The following is a 15,568-nucleotide window of genomic DNA, read 5'->3' as shown; positions in this document are numbered from 1 at the left end:
AGCACCGGGCGGGGACCGGGTCGCACTGGTGACGGGGGCCGCGCGGGGCCAGGGCGCGGCCATCGTGCGCCGACTGGTGACCGACGGTTACCACGTGACCGCCGGGGATCACCTGATCGACGAACTCGTCCCTACTACAACCGAATTCGGCGACAGTGTGTTGGCGGTCGAACTGGACGTGACGTCGCCCGAGCACTGGCAGGCGGCAGTGGCGGCCACCGTGTCACGCTTCGGCGGGCTCAACGCACTGGTGAACAACGCCGGTGTGCTGCACAGTGCCTCGATCGCAGAGGAGACCCCGAGCGGCTTCGAGGGTTTGTGGCGGGCGAATTGCCTGGGGCCCTTCCTGGGACTGCAGGCCGCGCTCGAACCGCTGCGGCGGGCGGACAACGCCGCGGTGGTGAACACCTGCAGCACCGGTGCGATCCGTCCGTTTCCACGCCACGCTGCCTACGGCTCATCGAAGTGGGCGCTGCGCGGGCTCACCCAGGTGGCCGCCGCCGAGCTCGGGCGGGACGGGATCCGGGTGAACGCGATCTTTCCCGGCCCCGTCGAAACACCGATGCTCGACGAGCCCACCCAGGCCCGGCTGGCGCAGCGGGCGATGTTGGGGCGGCTGGGCAAGCCGAGCGAGATGGCCGACGTGGTCGCCTTCCTGTTGTCGGACCAGGCGGCGTTCATCACCGGCTCGGAGCTCATCGTCGACGGCGGCCAATGTCTGCAGATCGGATAGGGCCGGTGTCGGTCTCACCGTCTGTAGGGATCATCGGAGCCGGACCAGGCGGTCTGGCGCTCGGAATCTTCCTGAAGAAGGCAGGTTTCGACGACTTCACCATTTTCGACCGCGAGGACGGGGTCGGTGGAACCTGGCGGATCAACACCTATCCGGGGTTGGCCTGCGACGTGAAGTCGCACCTGTACTCGTACTCCTTCGATCTCAACGCCGACTGGAGCCGGTTGTGGGCCGGACAACCGGAGATCCTGGCGTACTTCGAGCGGTGTGCACAGCGCTACCGTCTGGGCCCGCATCTGCGACTGAACACCGAGATCACCGCGGCGCGCTGGGATGCCGGCGCCGCCAATTGGGTGCTCACCACGGCGGCGGGAACGCGGCATCGTTTCGACGTCGTGGTCTCGGCGATCGGCCTGTTCACCCAGCCACTGCAACCCGACCTGGTGGCCGAGGAACCGTTCACGGGAACGGTCATGCACACCGCCGACTGGGACCACGACGTGAACCTCGAAGGTGCCAGGGTGGCCGTACTCGGTACCGGATCGACTGCCTCACAAGTAGTTCCGGAAATGGCAAAGGTCGCCGAGAAGGTGTACTCGGTGCAGCGGTCGGCAACCTGGGTGCTGCCGAAACCCGACCGTCCGTATACCGAGCGGGAACGCTGGTTGTTCGCCCACGTGCCGTTCGCGAAGAAGATCTACCGGACCCGGCTCTGGCTGCGAAGCGAGTCCAACATCGCCGTCATCGAAAATGGCAGTGACAAGACCCAGCAGTTCAAGGCCCTGGCGCTGGGCCTTCTCGAATCCACCGTGGCCGACGAGGAACTGCGGGCCCGGCTCACCCCGGACCATCCGCTGGGCTGCAAGCGACTGGTGTTCTCGCCGGATTTCATCGCAACCCTGACGAAGCCGAACGTCGAGGTGGTATCCAGCCCGGCCCGTGCGCTGCGGGCCCGGTCGCTGGTCACCGAGGACGGTCGGGAGCTCGACGTCGACGTGGTGGTGTGCGCGACCGGCTATGCCGCCGCCGATTACCTGGGACAGATCGAGGTGATCGGGGAGCACGGGGTATCGCTGCACGACACCTGGAGCGACGGGGCATTCGCGTACCTGGGGATGGCGGTGCCCGGTTTCCCCAACTTCTTCATGCTCTACGGGCCCAACACCAACGTCGGCTCCAACAGCGTGATCTTCATCCTGGAGGCGCAGGCTCGCTACGTGGTGCGGGCCCTGAAACACCTTCGGCGCAAACGCAAGTCATATCTGGCGGTACGTCCCAGTGCCGTGGCCGCGTTCCTGGCCGACATCGACCGGTGGATGCAGGGCACGGTGTGGCTGACCCGGTGCAGCAGTTATTTCCGGGCACCGAGCGGACGGGTGGTCACCCAGTGGCCGCGCAGTGCCCGCGCATTCTGGACGATGACACGGCGGTTCCGGTCCGCCGACTACACTTTCGAACCGCCCACCAACTATCCGGCCGAGGTCACCGCGGCCGCCGATCGGACGGACGGCTGAGCCATGGCCTGGCTGGAGCGCCTCGACCCCGCACTGCGGGGGTTTGCCGAGGCACGCACCGATTTGGCCACCGACCAGTTGGGCGTGGTGCGTGCCTCGCTGGATCAGCGCCGACGCGACGCCGCGCAGGTCCTTGACACCCCGGGGGTGGAGATCGTCGGGGCCCGCGTCGCGCTCGGACGGCGCACGATCCCGGTGCGGATCTATCGGGGCGGGCCGTCGCCGTCGCCCGCGGTTCTCTACTGCCATTCGGGCGCGTTCGTCCTCGGCAACCTCGACACCGACCAGCTTCAATGTGTGGAGTTGGCTCGGCGGGCCCGCTGCACGGTGATCGCGATGGATTACCGATTGGCGCCCGAGCATCCCTATCCGGCTGCCGTCGACGACGCGACGGTGGTGCTCAACTGGGCGGCCACACTGGCCGACGAGCTCGGCATCGACGCGGCGCGTATCGCAGTCGCCGGCAGCAGCGCCGGCGGGGCTCTGGCAGCGCTGCTGGCGCAGTACTCCGCAGCCGGCTCGGCGCCGCCGGTGGTGTTCCAGGCCCTGCACCAGCCGGTGCTCGACGACCGGCTCACCCGGTCGAAGGAGGAGTTCACCGACACCCCCGGTTTCGACGGCCCGGCCACCGGCGCGATGTGGCGACATTATGCCGGCGGGCGGGAGGTGCCGGAGTCAGCGGTGCCCGCCCGATCCGAGGGATTGGCGGGTGTGGCGCCGGCGCTGATCACCTGTTCGGAGCTCGACCCGCTGCGTGACGAGGCGCTCGACTATGCACGCCGGCTGTTGGCCGACGGCGTTGCCACCGAACTCCATCTGTTCCCGGGGACCTGCCACGGCTTCGATTCGCTGCTTCCGGACTGGGAGGTCAGTCAACAACTCTTTGCGCTGCAGGGCGCCGCGCTGCGCCGCGCGCTGCACGGTTGAGCTGGTAGCTGTGCCGCCCAGGAGCATGCGGGGCGGTGGTTGTCATCGACGTTGTGGGCAATAATGCAGGTCTGTTTGCAAGTGAAACTCGCGCGGACAATCGACGCGGCCGGTGCGTCAACCGGGATGTGCCGGCGGTGAGTGAGCGATTGAGAGGTAAACATGTCGGCCGATGACGACCGGCTCATGTACTCCGGAGATGCCAAACACGCCAGGGAGCCGCTGGCGTACGGCGGGCTGGACGCCCTGCTCGGCGGACCGGTCGCGGCGCTGCCGAACGGGCGGTCCCGGCACGGCGACGCCCGGGTATCGACGCCACCGGTAGTGCTGACCTCGAATTTCGCTGCTCCCCGCGAAGCCGAGATCACCACCAAGCTTCCCCCGGTGGTGTCCGGTCGTCCGATCAGCGGATCGTCGTCGGCCGGAAGCTGGATCCTGGAACAGCCGATCCCCGCGGCCGCACCGGGCGAGGCGCGCGCCATCGACAACCTCTCTCGCGTGGGCGTGCGTTCCTCGGTCAAGATGCAGCCACGCCGCGGCTGGCGGCGTGCGGTCTACGCGACCACCCGCCTCAACCTCGGGCTCTCCCGCGACGAACTCTACGAACTGGATCTGTACGCCAGGGTTCGCCGCACGGCTCGCGAATCCCACCAGATCGGCGTCTTCGGGTTGAAGGGCGGCGTGGGCAAGACCGTCGTCACCGTCGCGCTGGGCTCGGTACTGGCCGCGGTCCGCGGCGACCGGATCCTCGCCGTCGACGCCGATCCGGCCGGCGGCAACCTGGCCGACCGGGTGGGACGACAGTCCGCGGCGACGGTCGGCGACCTGCTGGCCGCCAAGGATTTGTCGCGCTACAACGATGTTCGAGCCTTCACCAGCATGAACGAGTCGAAGCTGGAGGTGCTGTCCAGCGACGAGTACAGCGGCGCGAGCCGGGCCTTCAACGACGCCGACTGGAATGCCGCGACCTCAGCAGTCTCCAAGCACTACAACCTGGTCCTGGCCGACTGCGCGGCGGACATGTTCGCCCCGGCGGGCCGGGGAGTGCTGGCGACGGTCTCGGGTGCGGTGATCGTGGCCAGTGCCTCGATCGACGGCGCCCGGCAGGCCGCGGTCACCATGGACTGGCTGCGCCACAACGGTTACCAGGATCTGCTGAACCGCTCCTGCGTTGTGGTCAACCACGTCGGGCCGGGCAAGCCGAACGTCGACACCGGCGACCTGGTGCATCAGTTCCAGAAGCATGTGGCGCCCGGCCGGGTGTTCGTGTTGCCCTGGGACAAGCACATCGCCGCCGGCACCGAGATCCATTTCGACCTGCTGCGGCCCCGGTTCCGGCGCCGCACCCTGGAACTCGCGGCCGCGCTGTCGGACGATTTCGAGGGCGGCGCCGCGCTGGCCTGATTCGCGGGCTCAGCCGCGGTGGCTTGATTCGCCACCGAGCGCCAGCTCCCGGGCCACCGCGGCGTGGTAAGCGTCGATGTTGGCCGGGTTGACCACCCGGAACAGTGCATCCGGCAGCGGGGCGTCTTTATAGGCCTCGATGGTCATCGTGCGGCTGAACAGCGTGATGTCGTGGCCCGGGCGGGTGAACTGGTACTGCACGGTGATGCGGCCTTCGTGGCCGCCGTTTCCGTCGCGGTCGTGTCCGAGCCGGCCGACCGAGTTGAACACCCACATGCGCGGTCGCATGGCGATCGCCAGATGCCAGGTGTAGATGCGTGCGCCGTCGGGCCCGGACTCGGTCCAGGTGTCACCGACCTGTAGCGGCAGCCGCTCGGGCAGCCCGCCGATGTGCGCGCTGCCCGGATACGTCTTGACCCAGTTCGCCGGATTGGTGACGAAGTCGTAGATCTCCTCGGCGGATTGGGTGAATGCCGTTTCGGAGCTGGTGGTCACGATGCCCAATGGTGTTCGCTTTCTTCGGTTTTCGGGTCAGGTGTGGCACCCGCACGTGGTCGACGTCCCGGTTGAGGGCAGGTCGGCCAGCACGTCCACGCGGGTCGGGTCGAAGCTCAGGAACCCCTGGATGGGCAGGGACTCTGGCGGGGTGTCGGGATAGCTCCACGCCACATCCGCTATGACGGTGTCGCCGGTGACCACCGACCAGTAGGTTGCCGTGCCTTTGTAGTTGCAGTACGAGGTGGTCTGGCTGGACTGCAGCAACTCGGTGCGGACGTGCGCGGGATCCACGTACAGCCGTGGCTCCAAGGCCGTCTCGAAAACGATCACCGTCTCGTCGGTGTCGACGAGGACGGCGTCGCCGGCGCTCACCCGTAGGCCGCGGTGGGTAGGTCGGCAGTCGATGCGGTGGTACGGGTTGGGCGGGTAGTGCACCAGCTTGCGGCCCTCCTCGAACCAGGCGTCGACGGCGTCCCACGGCACCGCGACATATCCCGGTGCCTCGGCCACCGCCTCACTGGGAAGATCGCGGACCTCATCGCCGGGAAATGCGTAGCTGAGCGGGTGGCCGGCACGGTGCACCATCAGGGCGTGCTCGGTGTCGAGCACTGCGGTGGTGCCGCGGAAGGCCTGGATGCGGCGCGGGTGCGGCTCGATGTAGACGGACCGCTCGGCCAGCGGGGGCGTGAACCAACCGGCCGGTTGTTTACTCAATGGGCCGCGCCCTGCGACGAGACTCATTGCCGCACCTCCAATTTGGCTGATCGACCGGATCCGGGCGCATCCGTGGGACGCATCGGCGGTCATGGATCGACCAAATTTTGCGTCCCGATAGAAGCTTTACAGATTCTCCGGAGAATGTCACGCTGTTGGGTGAGGTGACCCACACCGCACCACCCTGTCGAGAGTGCCGGCCGATGAGGCCTTGGACCCGGATTGGATGCCTTATGTCCCCACAGTCAGGAATGTCCGCGCAGTTGTCCGAGGTGCGCGGCGGTAACACGCTCGACGTCCGGTTCGATCGGCCGCAGGTGCGGCCGGCCAAGGCGCTGCGGTACGAGTTGAACGTCTTGGCAGCCGATGTCGCCGACACCGTGTCCGGTGTCGGGGGATGGCTGTTCGACCGGGCGATGGCCGGCTGGCGGGTGAGCGTCGCCCTCGGAGAGGGTGACGACGGGCGTGCGCTGCGCATCCTCGGCCTGAAAGCTGTTGGGCTCAATGCGTTGTGGCGTCCGGTGGAGGCGGAGTCGGTGGCGATGACGGTGATCGGCACCTCTCGATTCGAATCCGGCGACCATGGGCTCGTCGTGCGGGACCCCGCCGGTACGGTGCTCTTCTTCGGGTCGCACGCACCGGATTTCGGGGGACCGGTCCAGCGGGTTCAGTATCGCCCGAGCGCAGCCGCGCAGGCATTCAAAGCCCACGCGTTGGCCGTCGTCGGGGCGGACTCGGGATCGGCGGGCGGGATGGAGAGCTTGTTCCGGTGCGGGCGGTCGGCAGGGCTGCTCGACGCCGAGCTGGTCCCGGTGTGTTGATGCCGATGGGGGCGTCGGTCGCGGGCCTGCTGGAGGTTTTCGACGTGACGGCCGCCGGTCCGGATCGATTCGTCGGCGTGACCGGACCGGCCGGGACCGACGGCCGGCAGGTGGCCAAAGGAACGCAAGCGCTGGGCCAGGCCATCGTCGCGACGGCAAAGAGGTTCCCGGACAAAACGATTCGGTCGGCACACGCCGTCTTCACCCGGCCGGTCGAGATCGACTCGACGGTCGAGCTGACCCTCGACGTCGCGCATCAGGGGCGCTCGACGGCAACTGCGGTCGTTGCCGTCGGGCAGGGGTCACGGCTGTGTGCCACCGTGACGGTGCTGGCCGACGTGCCCACGCCCGATGTGGTCAGCCATCACGCGTTGCGGCCCGACGTAAACACGCCTGACGACGCTCATCCGGCGCGGCAGGCCATGGCCGGCCACGAGTTGCGGCTGGTCGACGTCGTCGATGTCAACAGTCCTGACGAGGTGGGGCCGCCCGAACTCTATGCCTGGCTGCGCTGTGATCCGATCCCCGCCCGTGACGACCTCGCCAAGGCCCTGTTGGCGTACTTCACCGGGCAACTCGGCATCTCGACCACGATGCGACCCCATCGCGGGGTCGGCACGGCGCAAGCGCACGCGACGGTGTCGACGGCGCTATTGTCGACGTCGATCAGTTTCCACGAAACTGTGGAGTGGGAAGACTGGCTGCTCTACAGCCACGAGAGCACCGCGGCCGGGCGGGGGATGTCGTATGTCCGCGGCCAGGTGCACACCGAGGACGGTGAGCTGCTGGCGTCATTCGTCCAGGAAGGGCTGATTCGCCCGATGCGGCAGCTGGATACTTCGATTGATGCGCCGGCCCGGTTGTAGGGCCGGCATCCACGGTGTGCGGTCAGCGAATCCAGCCGCGCCGACGCATCCAGATGTTGCGGACCACTGCCAGCAAGATCAGGGCGGCGAAGGTGATGAGGAACCAGTTCTCCACGTGTCCGACATGGTTGCCGCGCATCATGACCAGCAGGAAGAGAGCGGACAAGATGCCGCCGAGATGGATCACCTTGATGTTCAGGTCCGACCAGCCCCACGCTGCCGAGGGCACTTCCTCGACGTCGACGCCGTTGTTGCGCTCCACCTCGGTGCTGGCCACGGTTGCTCCTCCGGATCGAACTGGCTTCTGGTTTGGCTTGCGGACATTCTGGCATACGACGCTGTGTCGTATGCCGGCCGTGGGGGGTCAACCCAGGCGTCGGTACCTGCGCAGCGCCTCAAGTCGCTCTTCGGCGTGGTCGGCGATCGGTTCCGGGTACGACAACGGCCGGTCGCTGCCCAGCTTGTGCACGTCGGCCACGTCGGCCAATTCCGGGACCCAGCGCCGGATGTAGGCGCCGTCCGGATCGAACTTCGCGCCCTGCAGGTCCGGATTGAAGACGCGGAAGTACGGTGCGGCGTCGGTCCCGCAGCCGGCGGCCCACTGCCACCCGTGCTGGTTGTTGGCCATATCGCCGTCGATCAACTGCTCGAGGAACCAGCGCGCACCCCATTGCCAGGGCAGATGCAAATCCTTGACCAGGAACGAAGCCACGATCATGCGCACCCGGTTGTGCAGGAAACCGGTGGCGGACAGCTGGCGCATACCGGCATCGACGATCGGAAAACCGGTACGGCCGGCCTTCCATGCCTCGAATGCCCGCCGGGCGGACTTGTCGTCGTCCACTTCGATCGCATCGAAGTCGTGGTTCCAGTTCTGCCATGCACTGTCGGGCCAGTGGTGCAGGACCGCGGCATAGAAATCGCGGAAGGCCAACTCCCGCAGATAGGCATCGTTGCCGGAATCGAGGTCGACTGCCATGGTCCGAGGGTGGATGGTGCCGAACTTGAGGTGCGCCGACATCCGGCTGGTGGCGTCGAGGTCTGGGCGGTCGCGCCGGGCTGGATAGCCGGCCAAGCCCTCCTCCACAAATTCCCGCCACTGAAGCCTCGCCGCGCTCTCGCCTACGCCAAATGTCAGATCCATGGTGGTGGAAGGAATCTCGACCTGATCTCCGATGCCGGCGGGTATCTGGACCGGGGCAATCCACCGTGCCGAGCCGGGCCCGGAATCTGCCGGAGCGCGCCAGCCCTGCCGGCGCCAGGCCCGGAAGAACGGTGTGAACACCTGATACGGCGTGCCGTCAGATTTGGTTATCCGGCCCGGCGACACCAGGTAAGCCGATCCCGTTGCGCACAGGTCGGTTTCGCCGAGGGCCGCCTGCACCGTTTCGTCGCGCCGCCGCCCGAACGGCGAACAGTCCTGCGAGATGTGTACCGAGGCGGCGCCGACGGCACGGGCCAGCGCCGGTATCCGCTCTTGCGGACAGCCGCGGGTCACCAGCAGATTTCCGTCGAGGTTCTCGGACAGCTCGCGCAACGCCCGGTACAGGTACTGCAGGCGCCGCGCGCCCGCGGATGCCTCCAACCGCGGATCGAGCACGTAGCAGGCCAGTACCGCGCCGTCGGGCCGTGCGGCCTCCAGCAGGGCCGGATGATCATGACAGCGCAGATCCCGCCGGAACCAGAGCAGCGTGGGCATGCCTACATGCTTCCCGTCCACACCGAAAAACACACGGAAGGTTTCAGATGCAGTTTTGGAGCGGCACGGCATTCATGGACACCGCCGACGCGCTGACGGTGGCGCCGTTGCTCGACGAGGCCGGCTACCACGGCATGGTCTGCTCGGATCATATGATCTACCCGCGCGAACTGTCCTCGCCGTACCCGGACTCGGCGACGGGTAAGCCGCCGTGGGGACCCGAGACCGGCTGGCCGGACTCCTGGGTACTGATCGGTGCGCTGGCTGCGCTCACGCGCCGGCTGCAGTTCTCCAACGCCATCTACGTGGCACCCGCGCGTCCACTGCTCGAGGTCGCCAAGCAGGTGGCGACGGCCGCGGTGATCTCCGGCGGGCGGGTTTCGCTCGGCGTCGGCGTCGGCTGGATGCGGGAGGAGTTCGAGCTCCTGGGCCAAGATTTCGACACGCGTGGCAATCGGCTCGACGAGATGATCCCGGCACTGCGCGAACTGTGGCGCGGCGGTTGGGTGTCGTACGAAGGGCAGTACTACTCGGTTCCCGAGATGATGATCGAACCGCACCCGCCTGCCCCGGTGCCGATTCTGTGCGGCGGTGAGTCGGAGACGGCGCTGCGGCGCGCTGCCCGCACGTGCGACGGGTGGGTCGGCTACGCGTACACGCTGGAGCGGGCCGCGGGCTACACCGCCCGCCTGACCGAGCTCCGCCGCGAATACGGCCGGGAGAACGAGCCGTTCGACATCATCCTGGCGCTGCTCGATCCACCCTCGCCGGATCTGTACAAGCGGGCCGAGGAGCTCGGCATCACCGCGGTGATGTGCGCCCCATGGCTCACCACACCCAACGGCGCGACCGGTATCGACCGATTCCGCGGACCCATCGAGCAGTTCGCGGAGACCGTGATCGCCAGGGTGAGGTAGCGCCGTCACATCAAAATGACGCTTGCGATGACATTATTGTGATGTCATCATGGCAGCATGGATCTGCAGCCGTATGTCGACGCTGTCCGGCATGAACTCGGAGTTGCCGCCGCAGCGGGAGGCGTCGAGGCCGAGGCGCTGGCCCAGCGGTTGACCGCCCCGCTCGAATCGGCGCTGCGGCTCGCGCTGCTGGAAGCCCTGTCCGAGGCAGCCGAGCAGATCACGCGGGAACTCGCGCCCGGATCGGTACATGTCCGGCTCAACGGCCGCGACCCCGAGTTCACCGTCGAGCCCGCCGAAGCCGACACGCCTGCGCTGCAGCCTGTCATGGACGTTCCCGACGACGACGGCAGCGGCGGTACCTGGCGGGTGTCCCTTCGGCTGCCCGAGAGCCTGCGCGCCGGGGTGGAGGGTGCCGCCCGCCGCGACGGTGTGTCCGTCAACGCCTGGCTCGTGCGCGCTGCCACGTCCGCCCTCGGCGAGGCCGGGCGCCAAACCCGTTCCGCCGGCAAGAGTTTCAGCGGCTGGGTCCGCTGACCGAACGACAGGAGAAACCGATGCCCACGTTCCACACGCCTGAACCCATCACGGCTGTCGTCGAGGTGGGGGCCGGGGCCGTGCACCTGGCGGCCACCGACCGCGACGACACCGTCATCGACATCACGCCGCGTGATCCCGAACGCGCCTCCGACGTGCGGGCGGCTGAGCAGGCCCGCATCGATTTCCACAACGGCACTCTCGTGGTGACGGCAGGCAGAAAGCTCCTGCCACTGGGTCGTGGGGGAGCGGTGCGGGTCGACATCGAACTGCCCACAGGCTCCCGGCTCGACATCTCGTCGGCATCGGCCGGTGTCGATGCGGACGGCGTGTACTCGGACTGCCGATTCGCTTCGGCCAGCGGTCCGCTTCGGGTGGCAACCGTTTCCGGAAATATGAAGGCGGACACCGCGTCCGGAGATGTCGCGGTCGGTGATCTGGAGGGCAACGCCCGGATTGCCACGGCATCCGGGGACGCGACGATCGACCGGATCGAGGGGGATGTGAGGTTCCAGGCGGCCAGCGGCAGCCTCACCATCGGGAGGTTGCGTGGGCACGCCAAGCATCAGGCCGCATCGGGTTCGGTCACGGTGACCGACGCCGCCACCGGTGGGCTACGCGCGCAAACCGGCAGCGGTGAGGTCGAAGTCGGCATTCCCGAGGGCACCGCCGCACGTCTCGAACTCAAGACCCACTCGGGCACCGTCGACAACGGCTTGCAGTCCTCCGACGGCCCGGTCGACGGCGAGCAGACGTTCATGCTGCAGGCCCGTACCGGTTCCGGAGACATCTCGATCCGTCGGGCCGTCGAGCCGGTTTCCGGTCGCCGCGACTAGGCGGGATCGAACCGAAACACCGCCAAGCGCCCTGCCAATGACTCGAATTCGTCGGGTGTGCCGTCGACCACCAGGCCGCTGCGCTTGGCGAAGCCGACACCTACCGGAACCTTGGCTGCGAACGCTCGCAGCACCGGCCGCGACTGGTCCGGCGTCAGTTCGACGATCCTGACGTTCCGAGACCGCCGGCCCCGCGTCAGGGTTCCGGCGCCGGCCGCACGGGCGTTGGCCGCCCAGTCCGCGCCGGGGTAGCCCGCCACCGTGTACAGGCCACCGTCGTGGTCGAACGGCGTCATCGGTGTGCTGCGGAGCTTGCCGGTCTTGCGCCCAGGGACGGTCAGCACCATGGCAGGCCCGGTCGGGAGTCCGAGGCGCTGCACCGCCATCATCACCTTGTTCATCGGCTTGAGCCAGCGTGGTGGCTGCGGCTCGCTCGTGTGCTCTGACATGCCTCGTGCTCCTCAGCTAGCGGCGAACAGGCGACGGTGGCCGGCCACCCAGTCCGCGAACGCGGTGGCGGGACGCCCCAGAATTTTCTCCACCTCATGGGTGACCAGTGCCGGCCGGCCGACGGTGTCGGCCAACAGGCCCATGTACGCATCGGCGAACTCCGCGCCGAACCCGATGTCGACGAACCGCTGGCGCACCACGTCGCCGGCCCGGATGAGTTCGGTCACCAGCGGGCGGCCGACGTTGCCGGTTGCACCCGTGACGAGAATTGTCTTCATGCAACCAAGGACGGGACGGCCGTCCGAAAAGTTACAACGAAGACCGGATCGCGCGCCCGGTAACTTTCCGGGCCCCGGATTCGTCGTAAACACATGAACGGATCAGCCGGTATCGAGGCGGCCTGGCGAGACCACCACCCGTATCTGGTCAACCTCGCCTACCGCATGCTGGGCGATGTCGGCGAGGCCGAGGACGTCGCTCAGGAGGCGTTTCTGCGGCTGGCCGGCGCCGACCACGAGCATGTCGAGGATGTCCGGGCTTGGTTGACGGTGGTGGCAGGTCGGCTGTCCCTGGATGTGCTGCGGTCCGCGCGCGTCCGATTCGAACGGCCCGATCACGCCGGCGCGCTGGACACTGCCGCGGCCGTCGGCTCCGATCCAGCCGACCGCGTCACGCTCGACGACCAGGTCGGCTCAGCTCTACTGACCGTGCTCACCCGGCTCAGTCCGGGTGAGCGCGTCGCGTTCGTCCTGCACGACATCTTCCGGGTGCCGTTCGGCGAGGTCGCCGACACCGTGGGCCGTCCCGTCGGGACGTGCCGCCAGCTGGCGCGCCGGGCCCGGTCGAAGGTGTCCACCGCCGCGCCGGCGTTGGGCGAGGTCAGCGGTGGCGAGCACCGCCACGTCACCGACGCTTTCATCACCGCCTGCGCGAACGGTGACGTGCTGGCGTTGGCCTCGGTGCTCGACCCGAGCGTCTGGGGGGTGGGCACGGTGCTCACCGCCCCGGCGCTGCGTCAGGTCAACCACGGCCGTCACGACGTCGCGACCAACCTGCTGCGTTACCTCGGACCGGGGGCGACGGTGGTGTGTGCGGCCGAGCCGGTGCTGCTGGCCTACGACCGGCGGCGACTGTTCGCAGTCGTGGTGCTGACCATCCGGAACGGACTGGTACTCAAGATCGAGGCCACCGCCGACCCGTCGGCCCGGATGCATTAGGGGGCTCCGGTCACAGCGCGGCACAATGTAACGGTGAGCGACAGAACGCGCGTGCTGATACTCGGCAGCACCGGATCGATCGGCACCCAGGCGCTCGAGGTCATCGCAGCCAACCCCGACCGGTTCGAGATCGTCGGCCTGGCAGCCGGGGGCGGTAACCCCGACCTGCTCGCCGCCCAGCGCGCCGCGACCGGCGTCGGCAACATCGCGGTGGCCGACCCGGCCGCCGCGGACAAGATCGGCGACGTCACATATGCCGGGTCCGACGCCGCGACGCGGCTGATCGAAAACACCGAGGCTGACGTGGTGCTCAACGCGCTGGTCGGGGCACTGGGGCTGGCCCCCACCCTGGCTGCCCTGGCCACCGGCGCCCGTCTGGCACTGGCCAACAAGGAGTCGCTGGTCGCCGGCGGCCCGCTGGTCCTCAAGGCAGCCGCGCCCGGGCAGATCGTCCCCGTGGACTCCGAGCATTCGGCGATGGCGCAGTGCCTGCGTGGCGGCTCCGCCGACGAGGTCGCCAAGATCGTGCTCACCGCGTCCGGCGGCCCGTTCCTGGGGTGGTCGGCCGCCGACCTGGAATCGGTCACCCCCGAGCAGGCCGGCAAACACCCGACGTGGTCGATGGGCCCGATGAACACGTTGAACTCGGCAACGCTGGTCAACAAGGGCCTGGAGCTGATCGAAACCCACCTGCTGTTCGGCATCGACTACGACCGCATCGAAGTAGTGGTGCACCCGCAGTCGATCGTGCACTCGATGGCCACCTTCACCGACGGTTCGACCCTGGCCCAGGCCAGCCCACCGGATATGAAGCTGCCGATCGCGTTGGCCCTGGGCTGGCCCGATCGCATTCCCGGCGCGGCTTTGGCCTGCGACTTCACCACCGCCTCCACCTGGGAGTTCCTGCCGCTGGACGACGAGGTGTTCCCCGCGGTGCGGCTGGCGGCCGAAGCCGGAACCCGGGGCGGCTGCCTGACCGCGGTGTACAACGCGGCAAATGAGCAAGCAGCCGAAGCCTTCCTTTCCGGCCGCATCGGCTTCCCGGCCATCGTCGACACCGTGGGTGAGGTGTTGCACGCTGCCGACCAGTGGGCCGCGGAACCCGCTACCGTGGAAGAGGTACTCGACGCGCAGCGCTGGGCCAGAGAAAAGGCAGGACAGGCCATCGATACGCGCGTCGAGCAGAAATCCGTCAGAAAAGGGCTCCTCACCAAATGATGTTCGTACTCGGCATCGCGCTGTTCGCGCTGGCCATCCTGGTATCGGTGGCCCTGCACGAATGCGGACACATGTGGGTGGCGCGGGCCACCGGGATGAAGGTGCGCCGCTACTTCGTCGGCTTCGGTCCGACGCTGTGGTCGACGCGTCGGCCCAACCGCCTCGGTGAGACCGAATATGGCGTCAAGGCCATTCCGCTGGGTGGCTTCTGCGACATCGCCGGCATGACATCGGTCGACGAGATCGCGCCGGAAGACCGGCCGTACGCGATGTACAAGCAGAAGGTGTGGAAGCGCGTCGCGGTCCTGTTCGCGGGCCCGGCGATGAACTTCATCATCGGCCTGGTGCTGCTGTACGCCATCGCGATCACCTGGGGCCTGCCCAACATCACCCAGCCCACCACCGCGATCGTCGGCGAAACCGGTTGTGTCGCACCGCAGCTGAGTCTGGACAAGATGGGGGAGTGCCAGGGTGCGGGTCCGGCGGCGCAGGCCGGGATCCGGGCCGGCGACGAGATCGTCAAAGTCGGCGACACCCAGGTCTCGGACTTCTCCCAGATGGCTGCTGCGGTCCGCAAGCTCAACGGCCCCGTGACGATCGAGCTCAAGCGAGACGGTCAGACGATCAGCACCGTCGTGGACGTGACCCAGACGCAGCGGTTCACCAGCGCGGATGCCAAGGAGGCGGCCACCGTCGGCGCGATCGGCGTCAGCGCCGTCCCGCTCCAGCCCCCGACCAAGTACAACCCGCTGACTGCGGTGCCTGCGACGGTCTCGTTCACCGGTGACCTTGCCGTCGAGTTGGGCAAGTCGCTGGCCAAGATCCCGACCAAGATCGGTGCGTTGGTCGAGGCGATCGGCGGCGGGGAACGCGACAAGGAAACCCCGATCAGCGTGGTCGGCGCGAGCATCATCGGCGGCGAGACCGTCGAGGCCGGGCTGTGGGTCGCATTCTGGTTCTTCCTGGCGCAACTGAACTTCGTGCTCGGCGCGATCAACCTGGTACCGCTGCTGCCGTTCGACGGCGGTCACATCGCGGTCGCGACGTACGAGAAGATCCGCAACATGGTCCGGACGGCCCGCGGCAAAGTCGCCGCAGCCCCGGTCAACTACCTCAAGCTCATGCCCGCCACTTACGTGGTGTTGCTGGTAGTGGTCAGCTACATGCTGCTGACCGTGACCGCAGACCTGGTCAACCCACTCAGCATCTTCCAGTAG

General features: G+C 67.8%; 18 protein-coding genes. 12 read left to right on the top strand and 6 right to left on the bottom strand.

Features of this window, described 5'->3' with window-relative positions; all coding sequences use genetic code 11:
* Positions 1 to 28: 28 nt before the first annotated feature.
* The 4 genes from BKG60_RS15480 (at position 29) to BKG60_RS15465 (ending at position 4,578) form a co-directional block, all read left to right on the top strand.
* Positions 29 to 733: an SDR family NAD(P)-dependent oxidoreductase gene (locus BKG60_RS15480; RefSeq protein WP_242671605.1), complete on the top strand. Its 705-nt coding sequence runs from the start codon at positions 29 to 31 to the stop codon at positions 731 to 733.
* Positions 715 to 2,247 (top strand): flavin-containing monooxygenase, encoded by a 1,533-nt coding sequence (locus tag BKG60_RS15475; protein WP_075909754.1) that lies wholly within the window; start codon positions 715 to 717, stop codon positions 2,245 to 2,247. The genes BKG60_RS15480 and BKG60_RS15475 overlap by 19 nt, the downstream gene beginning before the upstream one ends.
* Before the next feature lie 3 nt (positions 2,248 to 2,250).
* Entirely contained in the window at positions 2,251 to 3,174 is a 924-nt protein-coding gene (locus BKG60_RS15470) for an alpha/beta hydrolase (RefSeq protein ID WP_070944110.1), read from the top strand.
* 162 nt (positions 3,175 to 3,336) lie between these two features.
* Positions 3,337 to 4,578, top strand: a complete 1,242-nt coding sequence (locus tag BKG60_RS15465) for a MinD/ParA family ATP-binding protein (RefSeq protein ID WP_075909753.1) — start codon at positions 3,337 to 3,339, stop codon at positions 4,576 to 4,578.
* Between the two features lie 9 nt (positions 4,579 to 4,587).
* Here BKG60_RS15465 and BKG60_RS15460 read toward each other — a convergent pair whose 3' ends face one another.
* Positions 4,588 to 5,082 (bottom strand): polyketide cyclase, encoded by a 495-nt coding sequence (locus tag BKG60_RS15460; RefSeq protein ID WP_070944109.1) that lies wholly within the window; start codon positions 5,080 to 5,082, stop codon positions 4,588 to 4,590.
* Positions 5,083 to 5,109: 27 nt separating this feature from the next.
* Entirely contained in the window at positions 5,110 to 5,817 is a 708-nt protein-coding gene (locus BKG60_RS15455) for a DUF427 domain-containing protein (RefSeq protein WP_070944108.1), read from the bottom strand.
* Between the two features lie 206 nt (positions 5,818 to 6,023).
* Between BKG60_RS15455 and BKG60_RS15450 the strand changes: the two genes are divergently transcribed.
* Positions 6,024 to 6,611 carry a hypothetical protein gene (locus BKG60_RS15450; protein WP_131827520.1) on the top strand — a complete coding sequence of 196 codons (588 nt, stop codon included), beginning with the start codon at positions 6,024 to 6,026 and terminating at the stop codon, positions 6,609 to 6,611.
* Positions 6,611 to 7,477, top strand: coding sequence for an acyl-CoA thioesterase (locus tag BKG60_RS15445; protein ID WP_070944177.1), 867 nt, complete (start codon positions 6,611 to 6,613; stop codon positions 7,475 to 7,477). The genes BKG60_RS15450 and BKG60_RS15445 overlap by 1 nt, the downstream gene beginning before the upstream one ends.
* A gap of 22 nt (positions 7,478 to 7,499) precedes the next feature.
* Here BKG60_RS15445 and BKG60_RS15440 read toward each other — a convergent pair whose 3' ends face one another.
* Together BKG60_RS15440 and BKG60_RS15435 are read right to left on the bottom strand one after the other, a co-directional pair.
* Positions 7,500 to 7,754, bottom strand: coding sequence for a DUF2631 domain-containing protein (locus BKG60_RS15440; protein WP_070944107.1), 255 nt, complete (start codon positions 7,752 to 7,754; stop codon positions 7,500 to 7,502).
* 87 nt (positions 7,755 to 7,841) lie between these two features.
* Positions 7,842 to 9,176, bottom strand: coding sequence for a cryptochrome/photolyase family protein (locus BKG60_RS15435; protein WP_070944106.1), 1,335 nt, complete (start codon positions 9,174 to 9,176; stop codon positions 7,842 to 7,844).
* Between the two features lie 47 nt (positions 9,177 to 9,223).
* Here BKG60_RS15435 and BKG60_RS15430 point away from each other — a divergent pair, with 47 nt between their 5' ends.
* Genes BKG60_RS15430 through BKG60_RS15420 form a run of 3 tightly spaced genes read left to right on the top strand, consistent with a single transcriptional unit; the run spans position 9,224 to position 11,466 of the window.
* Positions 9,224 to 10,093 carry a TIGR03619 family F420-dependent LLM class oxidoreductase gene (locus BKG60_RS15430; protein WP_070944105.1) on the top strand — a complete coding sequence of 290 codons (870 nt, stop codon included), beginning with the start codon at positions 9,224 to 9,226 and terminating at the stop codon, positions 10,091 to 10,093.
* 57 nt (positions 10,094 to 10,150) lie between these two features.
* The gene (locus BKG60_RS15425) at positions 10,151 to 10,630 is read left to right on the top strand and encodes a histidine kinase (RefSeq protein WP_070944104.1); all 480 of its coding nucleotides are present in this window, start codon (positions 10,151 to 10,153) and stop codon (positions 10,628 to 10,630) included.
* Positions 10,631 to 10,650: 20 nt separating this feature from the next.
* Positions 10,651 to 11,466: a DUF4097 family beta strand repeat-containing protein gene (locus BKG60_RS15420; RefSeq protein WP_070944103.1), complete on the top strand. Its 816-nt coding sequence runs from the start codon at positions 10,651 to 10,653 to the stop codon at positions 11,464 to 11,466.
* Here the strand turns inward: BKG60_RS15420 and BKG60_RS15415 are convergent.
* The gene (locus BKG60_RS15415) at positions 11,463 to 11,915 is read right to left on the bottom strand and encodes a nitroreductase family deazaflavin-dependent oxidoreductase (RefSeq protein WP_070944102.1); all 453 of its coding nucleotides are present in this window, start codon (positions 11,913 to 11,915) and stop codon (positions 11,463 to 11,465) included. The two genes, BKG60_RS15420 and BKG60_RS15415, sit on opposite strands and share 4 nt — an antisense overlap.
* 12 nt (positions 11,916 to 11,927) lie before the next feature.
* Complete coding sequence (locus tag BKG60_RS15410; protein WP_070944101.1) at positions 11,928 to 12,194, bottom strand: NAD(P)-dependent oxidoreductase; 267 nt, start codon at positions 12,192 to 12,194, stop codon at positions 11,928 to 11,930.
* A 93-nt stretch (positions 12,195 to 12,287) separates the two neighbouring features.
* Between BKG60_RS15410 and sigI the strand changes: the two genes are divergently transcribed.
* The 3 genes from sigI to BKG60_RS15395 are packed head-to-tail and all read left to right on the top strand — an operon-like array spanning position 12,288 to position 15,568.
* Positions 12,288 to 13,133, top strand: coding sequence for an RNA polymerase sigma factor SigI (sigI, locus tag BKG60_RS15405; RefSeq protein ID WP_070944100.1), 846 nt, complete (start codon positions 12,288 to 12,290; stop codon positions 13,131 to 13,133).
* Positions 13,134 to 13,166: 33 nt separating this feature from the next.
* Entirely contained in the window at positions 13,167 to 14,351 is a 1,185-nt protein-coding gene (gene dxr, locus BKG60_RS15400) for a 1-deoxy-D-xylulose-5-phosphate reductoisomerase (RefSeq protein ID WP_070944099.1), read from the top strand.
* A complete protein-coding gene (locus tag BKG60_RS15395; protein ID WP_070944098.1) occupies positions 14,348 to 15,568 on the top strand; it encodes a M50 family metallopeptidase in 1,221 nt (406 codons plus the stop codon). Before dxr ends, BKG60_RS15395 begins: the two co-directional genes overlap by 4 nt.

The sequence above is a fragment of the Mycobacterium syngnathidarum genome (assembly GCF_001942625.1).
Lineage (GTDB): Bacteria > Actinomycetota > Actinomycetes > Mycobacteriales > Mycobacteriaceae > Mycobacterium > Mycobacterium syngnathidarum.
Note: the sequence above shows the minus strand (reverse complement) of the source record. Positions and strands in the feature narration are given on the sequence as shown.

Excerpts from the sequence above, each read along its gene's own strand:
- BKG60_RS15475 (WP_075909754.1), top strand. The coding sequence starts at position 715 with ATGTCTGCAGATCGGATAGGGCCGGTGTCGGTCTCACCGTCTGTAGGG.
- BKG60_RS15470 (WP_070944110.1), top strand. The coding sequence starts at position 2,251 with ATGGCCTGGCTGGAGCGCCTCGACCCCGCACTGCGGGGGTTTGCCGAG.
- BKG60_RS15465 (WP_075909753.1), top strand. The coding sequence starts at position 3,337 with ATGTCGGCCGATGACGACCGGCTCATGTACTCCGGAGATGCCAAACAC.
- BKG60_RS15455 (WP_070944108.1), bottom strand. The coding sequence starts at position 5,817 with ATGAGTCTCGTCGCAGGGCGCGGCCCATTGAGTAAACAACCGGCCGGT.
- BKG60_RS15450 (WP_131827520.1), top strand. The coding sequence starts at position 6,024 with ATGTCCCCACAGTCAGGAATGTCCGCGCAGTTGTCCGAGGTGCGCGGC.
- BKG60_RS15445 (WP_070944177.1), top strand. The coding sequence starts at position 6,611 with ATGCCGATGGGGGCGTCGGTCGCGGGCCTGCTGGAGGTTTTCGACGTG.
- BKG60_RS15435 (WP_070944106.1), bottom strand. The coding sequence starts at position 9,176 with ATGCCCACGCTGCTCTGGTTCCGGCGGGATCTGCGCTGTCATGATCAT.
- BKG60_RS15430 (WP_070944105.1), top strand. The coding sequence starts at position 9,224 with ATGCAGTTTTGGAGCGGCACGGCATTCATGGACACCGCCGACGCGCTG.
- BKG60_RS15425 (WP_070944104.1), top strand. The coding sequence starts at position 10,151 with ATGGATCTGCAGCCGTATGTCGACGCTGTCCGGCATGAACTCGGAGTT.
- BKG60_RS15420 (WP_070944103.1), top strand. The coding sequence starts at position 10,651 with ATGCCCACGTTCCACACGCCTGAACCCATCACGGCTGTCGTCGAGGTG.
- BKG60_RS15415 (WP_070944102.1), bottom strand. The coding sequence starts at position 11,915 with ATGTCAGAGCACACGAGCGAGCCGCAGCCACCACGCTGGCTCAAGCCG.
- BKG60_RS15410 (WP_070944101.1), bottom strand. The coding sequence starts at position 12,194 with ATGAAGACAATTCTCGTCACGGGTGCAACCGGCAACGTCGGCCGCCCG.
- sigI (WP_070944100.1), top strand. The coding sequence starts at position 12,288 with ATGAACGGATCAGCCGGTATCGAGGCGGCCTGGCGAGACCACCACCCG.
- BKG60_RS15395 (WP_070944098.1), top strand. The coding sequence starts at position 14,348 with ATGATGTTCGTACTCGGCATCGCGCTGTTCGCGCTGGCCATCCTGGTA.